The 14,539-nt window shown below is 73.4% G+C and carries 12 protein-coding genes; 6 read left to right on the top strand and 6 right to left on the bottom strand.

The window, feature by feature from the left end; genetic code table 11:
• Positions 1–9: 9 nt before the first annotated feature.
• The gene (trpS, locus tag ACFU9A_RS06420; RefSeq protein WP_430574425.1) at positions 10–1,140 is read right to left on the bottom strand and encodes a tryptophan--tRNA ligase; all 1,131 of its coding nucleotides are present in this window, start codon (positions 1,138–1,140) and stop codon (positions 10–12) included.
• 217 nt (positions 1,141–1,357) lie between these two features.
• Between trpS and ACFU9A_RS06415 the strand changes: the two genes are divergently transcribed.
• From ACFU9A_RS06415 to ACFU9A_RS06400, 4 genes are all read left to right on the top strand, one after another.
• Positions 1,358–2,542 (top strand): hypothetical protein, encoded by a 1,185-nt coding sequence (locus ACFU9A_RS06415; RefSeq protein ID WP_430574424.1) that lies wholly within the window; start codon positions 1,358–1,360, stop codon positions 2,540–2,542.
• Between the two features lie 46 nt (positions 2,543–2,588).
• Positions 2,589–3,086 (top strand): tRNA (cytidine(34)-2'-O)-methyltransferase, encoded by a 498-nt coding sequence (locus ACFU9A_RS06410; protein WP_430574423.1) that lies wholly within the window; start codon positions 2,589–2,591, stop codon positions 3,084–3,086.
• A gap of 52 nt (positions 3,087–3,138) precedes the next feature.
• Positions 3,139–3,840: a hypothetical protein gene (locus ACFU9A_RS06405; protein ID WP_430574422.1), complete on the top strand. Its 702-nt coding sequence runs from the start codon at positions 3,139–3,141 to the stop codon at positions 3,838–3,840.
• 62 nt (positions 3,841–3,902) lie between these two features.
• Positions 3,903–4,574 (top strand): AIM24 family protein, encoded by a 672-nt coding sequence (locus ACFU9A_RS06400; protein ID WP_430574421.1) that lies wholly within the window; start codon positions 3,903–3,905, stop codon positions 4,572–4,574.
• A 28-nt stretch (positions 4,575–4,602) separates the two neighbouring features.
• On the opposite strand, the gene ACFU9A_RS06395 is transcribed toward ACFU9A_RS06400, so the two are convergent.
• Genes ACFU9A_RS06395 through ACFU9A_RS06385 form a run of 3 tightly spaced genes read right to left on the bottom strand, consistent with a single transcriptional unit; the run spans position 4,603 to position 5,932 of the window.
• A complete protein-coding gene (locus ACFU9A_RS06395; protein WP_430574420.1) occupies positions 4,603–4,989 on the bottom strand; it encodes a VOC family protein in 387 nt (128 codons plus the stop codon).
• Positions 4,990–5,020: 31 nt separating this feature from the next.
• The gene (locus tag ACFU9A_RS06390) at positions 5,021–5,218 is read right to left on the bottom strand and encodes a hypothetical protein (RefSeq protein ID WP_430574419.1); all 198 of its coding nucleotides are present in this window, start codon (positions 5,216–5,218) and stop codon (positions 5,021–5,023) included.
• Between the two features lie 3 nt (positions 5,219–5,221).
• Positions 5,222–5,932, bottom strand: coding sequence for a ThuA domain-containing protein (locus ACFU9A_RS06385; RefSeq protein ID WP_430574418.1), 711 nt, complete (start codon positions 5,930–5,932; stop codon positions 5,222–5,224).
• Positions 5,933–6,094: 162 nt separating this feature from the next.
• Between ACFU9A_RS06385 and ACFU9A_RS06380 the strand changes: the two genes are divergently transcribed.
• A complete protein-coding gene (locus ACFU9A_RS06380) occupies positions 6,095–12,064 on the top strand; it encodes a GH92 family glycosyl hydrolase (protein WP_430574417.1) in 5,970 nt (1,989 codons plus the stop codon).
• 78 nt (positions 12,065–12,142) lie between these two features.
• Here the strand turns inward: ACFU9A_RS06380 and ACFU9A_RS06375 are convergent, their stop codons facing one another.
• Positions 12,143–12,727, bottom strand: coding sequence for a TetR/AcrR family transcriptional regulator (locus ACFU9A_RS06375; protein WP_430574416.1), 585 nt, complete (start codon positions 12,725–12,727; stop codon positions 12,143–12,145).
• A gap of 79 nt (positions 12,728–12,806) precedes the next feature.
• Here ACFU9A_RS06375 and ACFU9A_RS06370 point away from each other — a divergent pair, with 79 nt between their 5' ends.
• A complete protein-coding gene (locus ACFU9A_RS06370) occupies positions 12,807–13,247 on the top strand; it encodes an anthrone oxygenase family protein (RefSeq protein WP_430574415.1) in 441 nt (146 codons plus the stop codon).
• A gap of 107 nt (positions 13,248–13,354) precedes the next feature.
• Here ACFU9A_RS06370 and ACFU9A_RS06365 read toward each other — a convergent pair whose 3' ends face one another.
• On the bottom strand, positions 13,355–14,530 hold the full coding sequence (locus ACFU9A_RS06365; RefSeq protein WP_430574414.1) for an acetyl-CoA C-acyltransferase: 1,176 nt from the start codon (positions 14,528–14,530) through the stop codon (positions 13,355–13,357).
• Positions 14,531–14,539: the final 9 nt, after the last annotated feature.

Raw genomic sequence — 14,539 nt, 5'->3', positions numbered from 1 at the left:
CCCGGCCGCTCAGGCGTACACGGTGCCCATGAGCTCGCGGACGTCGGCCAGCGTGCGGTCCGCGACCTCGTTCGCCCGGACGTTGCCCCGCGCGAGGACGTCCCGCACGACGGCGGGGCCGTCCGACGCGAGGGCACGCCGGCGCTCGCGCAGCGGCCGCAGCCCCTCCACGACCGCCTCCGTCACGACGGACTTGAGACGGCCGGCACCGGCGTCCCCCACCTGGTCGGCCAGCTCCTGCGGCGTCGTGCCCGCGAAGTGCGCGCCGATCCGCAGCAGGTTCGCCACCTCGGGACGCCCGTCGGGGTCGTAGGCGATGTGCCGCTCGGAGTCCGTGCGGGCCCGGCGGAAGAAGCGCACCGTGTCGTCCTCCGACGCGCGCAGCTCCAGCGCGTTGCCCCGCGACTTGCTCATCTTGGCGCCGTCGTTCCCCAGCACCGTCAGCGACGGCGTGAGCAGCGCCTCCGGCTCCGGGAAGTACGGGCTCGCGGCCGCGTAGCGCTGGTTGAACCGCCGTGCGACGATCCGCGTCGTCTCCAGGTGCGGCAGCTGGTCGAGGCCCACGGGCACGAGGTTGCCGTGGCAGAACAGGATGTCCGCGGCCTGGTGCACCGGGTAGGTGAACAGCAGCCCGGACATGCCGCGCCCCTGCCGCCTCTCCGCGTCCGCGGCCTCCGCCTTCACGGTGGGGTTGCGCTCCAGCTCCGCGACGCTGACCAGCGACAGGAACGGCAGCAGCAGCTGGTTCAGCGCCGGGACGGCGGAGTGCGTGAACACGGTGCTGCGGGCGGGGTCGACGCCCGCGGCGAGGTAGTCGAGCACCACCTCGCGCACGACGGCGGGCAGGTCGCCGGCGTCGTCCCGGTCGGTGATGACCTGGTAGTCGGCGACGACGAGGACCACCTCGACCCCGGCGTCCTGCAGCCGCACCCGGTTGTCGAGGGTGGCGAGCAGGTGGCCGAGGTGCAGGGCGCCCGTCGGCCGGTCGCCGGTGAGGACGCGGAAGCGGCCCGGGTCGCGGGCGATCTCGGCCTCGACCTCGGCCGAGCGGGCCTGCGCGACGGCGGCGCTCGCCGTGGCCGCCGGGGACGGCGCGGGGACGGTGGAGGCGGCGGGGGCGGGGGCGGACAGGACGGACATGGTGCGGCTCCTTCGGAGGTTCGCCGCCCGTCGGTCCGTCCGGACACGAAAAACGTCCCGGCTGCGACAGGCAGCTCGGGACGGGTGCTGGTGGGCGCGTCGGGTCACGGCTGCGGAGGCAGCCACCACCAGCACGCGCGCATCGACATGCCGCCATCGTACGCCCGCCGACCTGGGGCCGGTCGGAATCCGCCCCCGGACCAGGCAGAATGTTCCGGTGATCCGCTGCCTGTTCGCTCTGTCCCTCGGCGTGCTGGCGGCGTCGATCCTCGGCGACGCCCTCACCGGCGCCGCGTTCTACACGACCCTGCGGATGGTGGCGATCGTCGTCGCCAGCATCTGCCTGCCGCTGACCATCATCGGCAGCGTCGTGGGGTCGACCGGCGTCGCGAACCCCCGGCAGACGGCCGCCGCCAAGGCGGCGGGCCGCACCATGCTGGCCCGCGTGGTGCGCATCGACGCGACCGGGTCCAGCGTCAACGACCAGCCCGTGTGCGACATCGAGCTCCTGGTGGTGCCCCGCCAGGGCCGCGGGCCGTACCGCACCACCACGCGGCGGGTCGTGAACCTGGCGCACCTGCCGTCCATGCAGCCGGGGGCGGTGCGGGTCGTGACGCAGCTCGACGCCGAGCGCCCGGAGGTCGCGATCGACGACGGCCCCGACCCGGAGTGGGCGGCGCGCGCGGCGAACGACCGGCAGGTGCGCGAGGCGCCCGTCGCCGACGTCTGGGCGCCCCCGCGCCAGGGCCGCGCGCCCGGCGCGATCCGGCACATCCCGTTCGTCGTCTTCCCGGTGCTGGCCGTGCTGGGCGGCGGCGCCGCGCTGTACCCGGCGTGGGCCGAGGCAGGCCAGCTGCTCCAGGGCAGCTCGATCGACGAGATCCGGGCCGAGAGCGAGGCCACGGCCGCCGCCGAGACCTCCATGTTCACGCCCGGCAACCTGGAGCCCGCGATCGAGGCCGTCCTGGCGCTCTCGGGCACGGACGTCACCGAGGTGGGCGTGTACGACCAGTTCGTGCTCGTCACCGCGCCCACGTCGCCGGGCGCCGGCACCACCGACGAGTGGCAGTACCGCGACGGCACCGCGGAGCGCACCGGCCCGTCGCTCATCCAGCCGGAGCCGGAGGACGTGCCGCGCGAGCTGTTCGACGCCACCGACGTCGACTGGGCCACGCTGCCGGGGCTCGTCGAGGAGGCCGGCCGCCTCACCGGCATCGACGAGGAGGACCCGTCCCTGCGCGTCGCTCGCTACGTGTTCGCCGACGAGAAGCCCAGCCCGCCCCGCGTCGCCGTCTCCACCACCGACGACTACCACTCCGGATGGGTGGACTTCTCCCTGAAGGGCGAGGTCGTCCGGATGAACGGCGGGGCGCCGGGGTCCGAGGCGGCCGCGGCCGAGTAGCAGGCGGACGGCTGACCCGCACGCCTCCGGGTGGGAGAATCGGGCCGTGCCCGACCAGCCCGCCGCCCCGCCGTCCCCGTTCGCCCACGTCGTCTACTACGAGCCGCGGATCCCCGGGAACACGGGCTCGGCCATCCGGCTCGCGGCCGTCACCGGGGCGCGCCTGCACCTCGTGGAGCCGCTGGGCTTCGACCTGTCGGAGGCCAAGCTCAAGCGCGCCGGCCTCGACTACCACGACCTCGCCGTCACGGACGTGCACCCGTCGTTCGACGCCGCTCTCGACGCCCTGCCCGACGCCCGCGTCTTCGCGTTCACCGCGCACGCGACCACCACGTACACCGACGTCGCGTACCGGCCCGGGGACGTGCTGCTGTTCGGCCCCGAGCCCACCGGCCTGCCCGACGCGGCCCTGGACCACCCGCGCGTCACCGACCGCGTGAAGATCCCCATGCTCCCCGGCCGGCGGTCGCTGAACCTCACCAACGCCGCGTCGATCGTCGTCTACGAGGCGTGGCGCCAGGCCGGGTTCCCCGGGGCGTCCTGACACCGCTCGCCCGCCCTCTTGCGCGCTCCCGCGGTCCTGGGATGCTCGGCGCATGGCCCCTCCGAACCGTGCCCTGCCCGTCGACCCGGAGCGCGCCCGCGGGCTGGTCCTGCGCTGGGCGGGCCCGACGCTCGCCGCCCCCGACCTCGACCACCTCGCGGTCGACCTCGTCAACGTGGGGACCACGCCCTGGGCGCCGCGGGAGGGGGAGCACCTCCTTGCGGTGGGCGTGCTGCGGTCCGCCGGGAAGGAACGTGGCGGCTTCGGCTTCGCCTACGCCGGCAGCGAGCTGTTCGCCGTCCCGCTCGACCCGGGCGAGTACGCGCGTCTGCCGGTGAGGGTCGGCGGCTCCGAGTGGGCCCGGGCGCGGCCGGGCCAGACCCTCGTCGACGCCGTGCTCCCCGGGATCGGCCTCGGGACGGAGACACCCCTGACCCTCGACCTGACCGCCGCCGACATCGCCGGCCGCCGCCCGGAGACGTCCTCCCCGCAGGAGGAGGCCACGGCGCTGCGCCGGCGCCTGGACCGCACGACGGCGTTGCTGGCCGCGCGGTCCGTGCTCCCCCGGTTGGTCGACGAGGTGCTCGCGGCCGCGTCGGACGACGACGCCGTCACGCGCGTGGCCGTCACGCTGGGCTGCGACGAGGACTCCGCACGCACGGTCGCCCACGGAGGGCTCGTGCAGTACCGGTCGGCCGAACGCCTGGAGCGCGAGGTGTCGGACCTGCGGCGGCGGCTCGAAGCCTCCACCTGACCGACCCGCCCTCCTCCCTCCGGCGGATGCCCGCGGGCCGGCCGGACGGAAGGATGGAGACCATGCGCAGCAGCCTCATGAACCACACCGAGCCGCAGGGCGAGCCCGGCAGCTTCCAGCTCGTCAACCCGCGGATGCTCAAGGTGGACCTCGCCGGCTCCGGCGGTTTCTTCTTCGCCAAGCAGGGCGCGATGGTCGCCTACCAGGGCGACGTCGACTTCGCCTACGAGGGCGCCGGCGGCGTCACCAAGCTGTTCAAGAAGGCCTTCACCGGGGAGGGCATGTCCCTCATGAAGGTCTCGGGCAGCGGCGACGTCTTCCTCGCGCAGGACGCGGACGAGGTGTTCGTCCTGTACCTGGAGAACGAGAGCGTCACCGTCTCCGGCAGCAACATCCTCGCCTTCGAGAGCACCCTCACCTGGGACATCAACCGCGTCCAAGGCGCGTCGATGCTCAGCGGCGGGCTGTTCAACACCACGTTCACGGGCTCCGGCGCCCTCGCCGTCACCGCCTACGGCACCCCCGTGGTGCTGCAGGTGGACGAGCCGACGTACGTCGACATGCAGAGCGTGGTGCTCTGGTCGACGTCGCTCCGCAGCACCGTGCGCAAGACCGCGAAGCTCGGCGCCGCCATCGGCCGCGGCTCCGGCGAGGCGTACCAGCTGGGGCTCACCGGGGAGGGGATCGTCGTGGTGCAGGCCTCCGAGGGCCACCCGCTGCCGAACCAACAGTAGGCCGGGGTGCCGTCTCGCGGCGACGCCGTCAGGCGGGGGCGAGCACCTCGACCCGGTTGCCGGCGCCGTCGCGGGTGTGGAACCGGAGGTAGCCGGTGAACGACTCACGCTCGGTGCGGTCGACGTCGAAGCCGGCACCCTCGAGCCGGTCGGCGGTGGCGTCGAGGGTGCCGGCGTCGTCGACGACCAGGGCCGGGTGGGCCTTGCGCGCCGGCGCGAACGGGTCCTCCACGCCGACGTGGATCTCGGCCACGACCACCCCCGCGGCGTCGTAGCCGCGGAACCAGCAGCCGCCGCGGCCCGCCAGCTCCGGCGGCTTCGCCACCTCGGTCAGCCCGAGCCCGGCGCCGTAGAACGCGCGCGCGGCGTCCTCGCCGCCGCGGGGGCAGGCCACCTGGACGTGGTGCAGTCGCATGTCGTCTCCTCGTCGTCGAAGTCTCTCGACGTCAAGATACTTCACGCCGAGACTTCTCCGCGCGCCGCCGCACCGCGGCGGCCCGGACGGACAGGCCGCCGACGACGAAGACCGGCGCCATCACGAGTGACCTGCCCCAGGGCGGAAGGCCGGGGGCCAGCGCCTCGACCGCGTAGGTGGTCGCGACGACCGCCACGATGAAGAGCACCCCCACGCCGAGGACGCGCACGCGTCAGCCCTCCAGCAGCCAGGTCGCCGCGCGGCGCAGCAGCTCGGCGTGCGAGGGCGAGTCGTAGGAGCGCCCGTCGTGGCCGAGGCCGGAGTAGACGGTGCGTCCGCCGTGCCCGTCGGCGACCCACAGGGCGGGGTGCCGCTCGCCCTCGTCGTCCGTCACCCAGCCCAGCACCTGCGACGTCGGCGCCACCCGCAGGCGGCAGTAGCGCTCGTCGACGACGTCGACGGACCCCAGGCCCTCCGTGATCGGGTGGGCACCGACCGCGAGCGGCACGGTGGTGGGCCCGAGCGGCGGGTGCATCGAGGTCCCCGGCACCCACCGGCCGCCGAGCACCTCCTCCCAGGCGGGGTGGTCGCCGAACGCGTTGGCCGCCTGGTGCACGGCGAGGATCCGGCCGCCGCCGCGCGCCCACGCGTCGAGGCGAGCGTGGAACGGCGCCCACGCCGCGTCGTCGGGTCCGATGCCGGCCTCCCGGAAACCCGGCCAGGGGGTGCCCGCGTTGACGACGAGCAGGTCGACGTCGTCGAGGTCGTCGAGCGCCTCGGGGGACGTGCTCCGCACGACGACGTCCGGGGTGCCGGCGCCGACCTCCAGCCCGGAGAGCACCAGCGCGAGCCGGTGCGACGTGGCGGCGTGGTCGTGCCAGGGGTCCTCGTGGCGGCCGCGGCCGGCCAGGATCAGGATGCGGGCGATCGATGGGGAGGTCACGGGCCCCGAGCGTGGCGCAGTCGCCGCGCGGGCGCCACCCACCACGCAGACGAGTTTCGTCTTTCATATTGAGTAAATGCCGGAGTTGTGGTCTGGTGTGCTCCGAAAGACAACGCTGTCAGTCGGTGGCGATCCCTGCCGCCCCGAGCCACGAGGTCACTGATGCCTTCACGCCCGACCACCCCACCCCCGACCGCGCCGCCGCGGCCACGTGCCGCGGGGCGCGCCCGCTGCCTGCAGCTCACCGTCTCGCCCGTCCTCGCGCTCGCGCTCGGCGCCACCGGCGTCGGCGTCGCGGGCGTCGCGACGGCCGCCCCCGCCGCCCCGAGCGCCGACGGCGGGTCGTTCTTCACGTCGTTCGAGCCCGACGACCCGCAGCCCACCTGGGACAGCGAGGCCGAGCAGGGCCCCGACGGCCCCCGCTCGTCGGGCGTCGTCGGCACCACCGTGCTGGAGCGCAGCCCCAGCACCCCGGTCGGCGACAACCTGCTCGCCGACGCGACCGACGCCCTCGCCTGGGAGGGCCCGTTCCAGAACGGCGTCGGCAACGTGCCCGGCACGCTCGAGCCGACCGCCGCGGCGGACGACTCCGCGATGCACTGGGCCATGCAGTCGGCCGGCGAGACCTGGGTCCAGGTGCCGCTGCCCGACCTCGAGCGCGGCGTCCCGCTCCGCGCGTCGGTGACCCTCAGCGGCAGCGGCACCGTGTTCCTCAACGTCTACGACGGCAACCGCGACGTCGGCGGCGAGGAGGTCACGCTCACGGCCGAGCCGAAGACCGTGACCGTCGACATCGCCCGCCCCGCCAGCGGCGGCGGCCGGCCCCAGTTCCAGGTCCGGACCCACAACAGCGGCGCGCTCGACGTCGTCGTCGCCGACGCGTCGGTCCAGCGTCTGAAGCCCGGCACGATCGACTTCCCGGGCGACGTCACGGACACCGTCGCGAAGGTGACCGCCAGCGGCGAGAACGCTCCGAACGAGGTCGCGGCCAACCTGGCCGACGGCGACGTGAGCAGCAAGTGGCTGGTCGGCTCCCGGACACCCTCGGTGACCTACGAGCTCGAGAAGGCCGCCCCCGTCGCGACCTACGCGCTCGCGTCCGCGGGCGACGCCCCCGACCGCGACCCGCGGTCCTGGAAGCTCGAGGGGTCGAACGACGGCGACGCCTGGACCACCCTCGACACCCGGACCAACCAGGGCTTCGCCGAGCGCCTCGAGACCCGCCAGTACACGGTCGCGGAGCCGAGGTCGTTCCGCTACTACCGCCTCAAGGTCACCGAGAACTCCGGCAGCGACGGCACCCAGCTCGCCGAGTGGCTCGTCTCCACCGAGGCCGCACCGGCCACCCCGATGGCGACGACGCTCGGCACCGGCCCCGCCAGCGCCTACGCCGCGAAGACGCAGGCCGGCTGGACCGGCACGCACGCCCTGCGCTACGCGGGCAGCCAGACCGCCGACGGCCGCGGGTACGCGTACAACCGCGTGCTCGACGTCGACGTCCCCGTGGGCGACGACACGCAGCTGTCGTACAAGCTGTTCCCCGAGGCGTCGGAGAAGGACCAGTCCTACGCCAGCACGCACGTCGCCGTCGACCTCGCGTTCACCGACGGGACCTACCTCAGCGACCTCGCCGCCACCGACGGCCACGGCTTCGCCCTCGACCCGCAGGGCCAGGGCGACGCCAAGGCGCTGTACGTCAACCAGTGGAACGCCGTGCAGAGCGACCTCGGCGACGTCGCGGCCGGCAAGACGATCGACCGCGTCCTCGTCGGCTACGACAACGCGGCCGGGCCGGCCGACTTCAGCGGCTGGGTCGACGACATCTCCATCGCCGACGCGCCGGCGCAGAGCACCTCCGACCACCCGTCGGACCACGTGCTGACGACGCGCGGCACCAACTCCACCGGCGACTTCTCCCGCGGCAACAACATCCCCGCCACGGCGGTGCCGCACGGCTTCAACTTCTGGACGCCGTCGACCGACTCCGGGTCCACCAACTGGCTGTACGCCTACCAGAAGGACAACGACGGCCAGAACCGGCCGCAGATCGAGTCCTTCAACCTCAGCCACGAGCCGAGCCCGTGGATCGCCGACCGCCAGATGTTCCAGGTGATGCCGTCCGCCGCGACCGGCACGCCCGACGCGACCCGCTCCGTGCGGGCCAAGACCTTCAGCCACGACAACGAGACCGCGCGCCCGTACTACTACGGCGTCACGTTCGACGACGGCATGAAGACCGAGATCGCCCCCACCGACCACGCGGCGATGTTCCGGTTCACGTTCACCGGCGACGAGTCGAACGTCCTGTTCGACAACGTGCGCAACGACGGCGGGCTGACCCTCGACCCGAGGACCGGCACCCTGTCCGGCTACACCGACGTCGCGGGCGGCAGCCAGAGCAACGGCTACAAGCGGATGTACGTCTACGCGACGTTCGACCGGCCCGCCACGGCGGGCGACAAGCTCACCGTCGGGGACCGCGACAAGGTGGCGGGCTACCTGACGTTCGACACCTCGACGACCAGGACCGTCGAGATGCGGATCGCGACGTCGCTCATCGGCGTCGAGCAGGCCAAGCACAACCTCGACCTCGAGATCGCCGGCGACGACACGTTCGAGCAGGTGCGCGACCGCGCGCAGGACCTGTGGGACGCCAAGCTCGGCGTGATCGACGTGGAGGGCGCCTCGGCCGACCAGCTCACCACGCTCTACTCGAACCTCTACCGCCTCAACCTGTACCCGAACTCCGGGCACGAGAACGTCGGCACGGCGGCCGCGCCCGAGTGGAAGCACGTGGACCAGTCGGGCACGAGCCTCGACCCCGCGCCCGCGGGCACCACGGCCACGAGGACCGGGGCGAAGATCGTCGACGGGAAGGTCTTCGTCAACAACGGCTTCTGGGACACCTACCGCACCACCTGGCCCGCGTACTCCCTGCTGTACCCGGGGGACGCCGCCGAGATGGTCGACGGGATGACCCAGCAGTACGACGACGGGGGCTGGGTCTCGCGCTGGTCCGCCCCGGGCTACGCCAACTCCATGACCGGCACCAGCTCCGACGTCGCGTTCTCCGACGTGCTGGGCAAGGGCGTCGAGGACATCGACGTGCAGCGGGCGTACGACGCGGCACTGAAGAACGCGTCCGTGGCGCCGCCGAACGAGCACGTGGGCCGCAAGGGCCAGGAGCAGGCGACGTTCCTCGGCTACACGCCCGCCTCGACGCACGAGAGCGCGTCGTGGTCGCTGGAGGACTACCTCAACGACTACGGCATCGCGACGATGTCGAAGAAGCTGCTGGACTCCACCGACGCCTCCGACCCGCGCCACCAGGAGTACGCGGACAACTACGAGTACTACCTGAACCGGTCGCAGAACTACGTGCGCCTGTTCGACCCCGAGACCGGGTTCTTCCGGGCGAAGGACGCCGACGGCGGCTGGTCGCAGTCCGCCGCCGACTTCGACCCGCGCGCGTGGGGCAGCCCGTACACGGAGACCGACGGCTGGAACTTCGCGTTCCACGCGGTCCAGGACCCGCAGGGCCTGGCGAACCTGTACGGCGGCCGGGACAAGCTCGCCGACAAGCTCGACGAGTTCTTCAGCACCCCGGAGACGGCGCAGTACCCCGGCGCGTACGGCGGCGTCATCCACGAGATGCGCGAGGCCAAGGCCGTCCGGATCGGCCAGTGGGGCCTGAGCAACCAGGTCTCGCACCACATCCCGTACCTGTACGACGCCGTCGGCCAGCCCTCCAAGACGCAGGAGATCGTCCGCGAGGCGCTCGCCCGCGGCTTCGTGGGCAGCGAGATCGGCCAGGGCTACCCCGGCGACGAGGACAACGGCGAGATGTCCGGCTGGCAGGTCTTCAACGCGCTCGGCTTCTACCCGCTGCAGGTGGGCAGCCCCACCTACGCGATCGGCTCCCCGCTGTTCACGAAGGCGACGATCCACCTCGCCGGCGGCAAGGACCTCGTGCTCAGCGCGCCGAAGAACAGCGCGAAGAACATCTACATCCAGGGCGTCACCGTGAACGGCAAGCCCCAGACGTCGACGTCCTTCACGCACGAGCAGCTGACCGCGGGCGGGACGATCGTGTTCGACATGGGCCCGACGCCGTCCGCGTGGGGCACCGGCGAGGACGACGCGCTCCCCTCGATCACGCAGGGCGACGACGTGCCCGACCCGCTCGCCGACGTCACCGGCCCGAAGAAGGGGACGGCGACCACGGACGACTCCGTCGCGAAGGCCGGCGCGCTGTTCGACGACACGTCGGCCACGTCGACGACGTTCACCTCGGCCAAGCCCTCCGTGGCCTACGAGCTCAAGGGCCGCACGGCCCGCGTGACCATGTACACGCTGACGTCGGCGGCCGAGAAGGGCGCGGACCCGAAGGCCTGGACCCTGCAGGGCTCGGCCGACGGCAGGAAGTGGGTCACCCTGGACACCCGGCGCGGGCAGAAGTTCGCCGAGCGTCAGCAGACGCGGGCGTTCTCGGTGGCCGACCCGGGGATCTACGGGCACTACCGGATCGTCGTGACCTCCTCCCAGGACAAGGCCACGGCCCTGTCCGAGCTGGAGCTCCTGGCCCACCAGCCGCGCGTCGCGGAGATCGCCGCCGTCGTCGACGACGCCCGGCACGACCGCGAGATCCCCGCCCGCACGGCACGGGAGCTGGGCGACGTCCTCGACGCCGCCCGGGCGGCCGAGGGCAAGGGTGACGCCGACGGCGTCCGTGCCCAGGTGCGCGCGCTCAAGGCCGTCATGGACACGACGCCGGAGAGCCGCCTGCCCGACCGCGTCCGCGAGGACCTCGAGCTGGTCGTGTCGCAGTGGGTCGGGCACGGCGAGGGCCTCGACCTCGTCCGGGCCCAGATCGGCGACCTGACCCGCAGCGGCGACGTCAACAAGGGTCTCTCGCGCACCCTTCTCGGCCTGGTCGAGGACGCGCAGGACGCCGCGGACGGCAACCACGCCGCCCCGCTCGCGAAGGCCCTGGCCGAGCTCCGCTCGACCGTGGCCGACGCGAAGGAGAACAAGGCGAGCAAGCTCGCGAAGGCGGCCCTGCTGCCGCTCCTGGACGAGCTGATCGCCTCCCCGCCGTCGACCGTGCGGGCCACCCGCGCGGCCGAGGTGCTCATGGGCGACTACGACACCGGCAAGGCCTGGTGGCCGTCGAGCTGGTGGAACTCCGCCGTCGCGACGGAGACCGTCATCGAGTACATGCAGCGCACCGGCGACCTGAGCTACCTGCCGCAGGTGGACCGCACGTTCGAGCGCAACAAGGGGAAGTTCCCCGCGGGCGAGCTCTCCGGCGACGAGCTGTGGGGCAACTTCACCAGCCGCGCGATCGACGACTCCGAGTGGTGGGGCCTCGCCTGGGTCCAGGCGTACGACCTCACCGGCGACAAGAAGTACCTCGACATGGCGGAGACCATCGGCGAGTTCGTCAACGGCTACTGGGACACCAGCACCTGCGGCGGCGGCGTGTGGTGGGACCACGAGCGCACGTACAAGAACGCCGTCACCAACGGGCTGTGGGTGCGGCTGAGCGCCGAGCTCCACAACCGCATCGAGGGCGACACGACGTGGCTCGGGCGGTCCCAGGCCGGCTGGGACTGGATCACCTCCAGCGGCATGATCAACGCCGACGGGCTGGTGAACGACGGTCTGAACGGTGACTGCGAGAACAACGGCGGCACCGTGTGGACCTACAACCAGGGCGTGTTCCTGGGCGGCGGCCTCGAGCTGTACCGGGCCACCGGCGACGCGTCGGTCCTCGCGACCGTGCGCCAGCTCGCGGACGCCGGCACCACCGACCCGGAGCTGGTCACCGACGGGATCCTCACCGAGGAGTGCGACCCGGCGGGCACCTGCGACGACAACGCCAAGCAGTTCAAGGGCATCTTCCTGCGGTACGTGGGCGACCTCAACGACGCCCTCGACGGCCACCCGTACCAGGAGTTCGTCGACCGGCAGGCGGGGTCCGTCTGGGCCCACGACCGCAACGGTGACGACCGGCTCGGCCTGCGCTGGGCCGGCGGCAGCGGGTCGGAGAAGGCCAACGTGTACGACTGGCGCACCCAGGCCAGCGCGCTGAGCGCCCTGCTGGCGAACATCCCGGCGACGGACGGCTGACCCCGCCCGTCACCACCACCGAGGGCCGTCGTCCGACCGGACGGCGGCCCTCGGCGCGTCCGGGGCGCCCACGGGCCCTCAGGGGGCGAAGGCCCGCACCAGGGCGTCGACGCGCCGGTCGTCGGCGTCGGCGGAGAGCCGGCCCGCCCGGTGCAGCGAGGCGAGCCCGTGCACGGCGCTCCAGAGCATCTCGGCCGCCGTCGCGGGGTCGGCGGGCGGATGCCGCAGCCCCGCGAGGGTGCCGGCGATCGCCGCGAAGCCCTCCTTCATGACCGCCGGGGTGTCGTCCGCCGCGAACGGGACGACGACGGGGAGCAGGAACATCGCGTCGTAGGTGGCCGGGTGGCGCGCGGCGAAGTCGAGGTAGGCCACCACGAGCGCGCGCACGCGGTCGGCGTCCTTCCCCTGCGCGGCGGCGGACGGCGCGAGCGCGGCCGCCAGCTCCTCGAACCCCGCCAGCGCGACGGCGGTGACGATCTCGGTGCGCCCCTGGGGGAAGTGCCCGTAGAGCACGGGCTGGCTGTGCTCGATCGCGTCCGCGAGCCGCCGGGTGGTCACGGCCTCCCACCCCTGCTCCTCGGCGAGGGCGCGGGCCGCGGCGACGATCCGCTCCCGGCGCTCCTCGACCTGGCGGGCTCGGCGGGCTGCTGCGGGGGTCGTCATGAACCGACCCTAGCACTGCTAGCGAATCGCTGATACGTTTCCTAGCACTGCTAGATCCTACGTCCAGGAAGAGGTCGTCATGGAGTGGTCGCCCATCGTCGCCGTCGTCGTCACCGGGCTGCTGGTCGGCGTGGAGGCGTCCGTCATGTTCGTCATGAACCCGATCTTCGACGGCCTGCCCGACGACGCCGCGGTCCTCGCCCGCGCGCGCGGCGGCCGGATGCTCGGGCGCCTCATGCCGTTCTGGTACATCGGCGCGACGCTCCTCGTCGCCGGCACCGCGCTGGTCACCCCCGAGGCCGCGGCCCTCGCCTGGACCTCCGTGGCACTGATGCTCGTCAGCGTCGTGATGTCCGTCGCGCTGCTGGTCCCCATCAACGACCGGTCGAAGGAGTGGACGCCCGACACGCTCCCCGCGGACTGGCGCGAGCAGAAGGACCGGTGGAACCGCCTCCACCTCGTGCGCGTCGCCGTCATCGTCGCCGCGTTCGTCCTCGTGACCGTGGCCGCCGTCCGCTGAGCTGCCACGGCTCCGGCGGGGACGGCATCGAGCGTGCTGACGTGATCCTCGAACGGGTCGTTCGAGGATCACCTCAGCACGCTCGATTCATGGTCCGGTCCGGGCGGTCAGGCCTCCAGCAGCACCGCCGACCCCTGCCCCCCGCCGCCGCAGAGCGCGGCCACGCCGACGGACCCGGGGCCGAGCAGCTCCAGCCGCCGCGCCAGGTGCCCCACGACGCGGGCGCCGGACGCGCCGATCGGGTGACCCAGCGCGATGGCGCCGCCGTGCGCGTTCACCAGCTCCGGGTCGAGGCCGAGCATGTCCACGGACGCGAGCACGACGGCGGCGAACGCCTCGTTGATCTCGACCGCGGCGAGGTCGCGCGGGGACACGCCGGCCCGCTCGCAGGCGGCGCCGATCGCGTTCGCGGGCTGGGCGTGCAGCCCGACGTCGGGCCCCGCGACCAGCGCGTGCGACCGCACCCGCACCCCGGTGAGGCCGCGGGCCGCGGCGGCGTCGTCCGCCATGAGCACCAGGGCGGCCGCGCCGTCGGAGATCTGCGACGCGTTGCCCGCGGTGATCGTGCCGTCCTCGCGGAACGCGGTCCGCAGCCGCGCCAGCCCCTCGATCGTGGAGTCGGGCCGCACGCCGTCGTCGGTGTCGACCACCACCGCGCCGCGGCGCCCCGGCACCTCGAACGGCACGATCTCCTCGGCCAGCAGGTCCGCCGCCTTCGCGGCCCGCGCGTGCGACGCGAGGGCCAGGTCGTCCTGCGCGGCGCGGGTGTTCCACGCCGCGGCGGCCATCCGCTCGCCGTGCCGCTCCGTGCTGAGCCCCATCGAGTCCCGCTCGAAGGCGTCGGTCAGCCCGTCGTGCGCCATCGTGTCGACCAGCTCCACCGGGCCGAACTTCTTCCCGGCCCGCGAACCCACCCACGCGTGCGGCGCGAGCGTCATCGACTCCATCCCGACGACGGCCACCACCTGCGCCTCCCCGCCCGCGATGAGCCGGTGCGCCTGCGTCACCGCCTCCGCCCCGGACAGACAGACGGCGTTGAGCGTGATCGCCGGCACCGTCATCGGCACCCCCGCGCCGACGCCCGCCTGCCGGGCGGGGTTCTGCCCCGCGCCGCCCTGCAGCACCTGCCCGCCCACGACGATCTCCACCTCGGTGGGCGCGATGCCCGCCGCCGCGAGCGCCCCCGCCAGCGCGTGCGCGCCCAGCGCCGTCGCCGGCACGGTGGCGAACGCCCCGTTGGAGCGCACGAACGCCGTCCGCCGGTACCCCACGATCACGGTCATGACAGTTCC

The sequence above is a fragment of the Isoptericola sp. NPDC057653 genome, from assembly GCF_042799955.1.
Taxonomy (GTDB): domain Bacteria; phylum Actinomycetota; class Actinomycetes; order Actinomycetales; family Cellulomonadaceae; genus Isoptericola.
The sequence above is the reverse complement of the archived record's forward strand: the minus strand, read 5'-3'. Positions and strand labels throughout refer to the sequence as shown.

Excerpts from the sequence above, each read along its gene's own strand:
- trpS (WP_430574425.1), bottom strand. The coding sequence starts at position 1,140 with ATGTCCGTCCTGTCCGCCCCCGCCCCCGCCGCCTCCACCGTCCCCGCG.
- ACFU9A_RS06405 (WP_430574422.1), top strand. The coding sequence starts at position 3,139 with ATGGCCCCTCCGAACCGTGCCCTGCCCGTCGACCCGGAGCGCGCCCGC.
- ACFU9A_RS06400 (WP_430574421.1), top strand. The coding sequence starts at position 3,903 with ATGCGCAGCAGCCTCATGAACCACACCGAGCCGCAGGGCGAGCCCGGC.
- ACFU9A_RS06395 (WP_430574420.1), bottom strand. The coding sequence starts at position 4,989 with ATGCGACTGCACCACGTCCAGGTGGCCTGCCCCCGCGGCGGCGAGGAC.
- ACFU9A_RS06380 (WP_430574417.1), top strand. The coding sequence starts at position 6,095 with ATGCCTTCACGCCCGACCACCCCACCCCCGACCGCGCCGCCGCGGCCA.
- ACFU9A_RS06375 (WP_430574416.1), bottom strand. The coding sequence starts at position 12,727 with ATGACGACCCCCGCAGCAGCCCGCCGAGCCCGCCAGGTCGAGGAGCGC.
- ACFU9A_RS06370 (WP_430574415.1), top strand. The coding sequence starts at position 12,807 with ATGGAGTGGTCGCCCATCGTCGCCGTCGTCGTCACCGGGCTGCTGGTC.
- ACFU9A_RS06365 (WP_430574414.1), bottom strand. The coding sequence starts at position 14,530 with ATGACCGTGATCGTGGGGTACCGGCGGACGGCGTTCGTGCGCTCCAAC.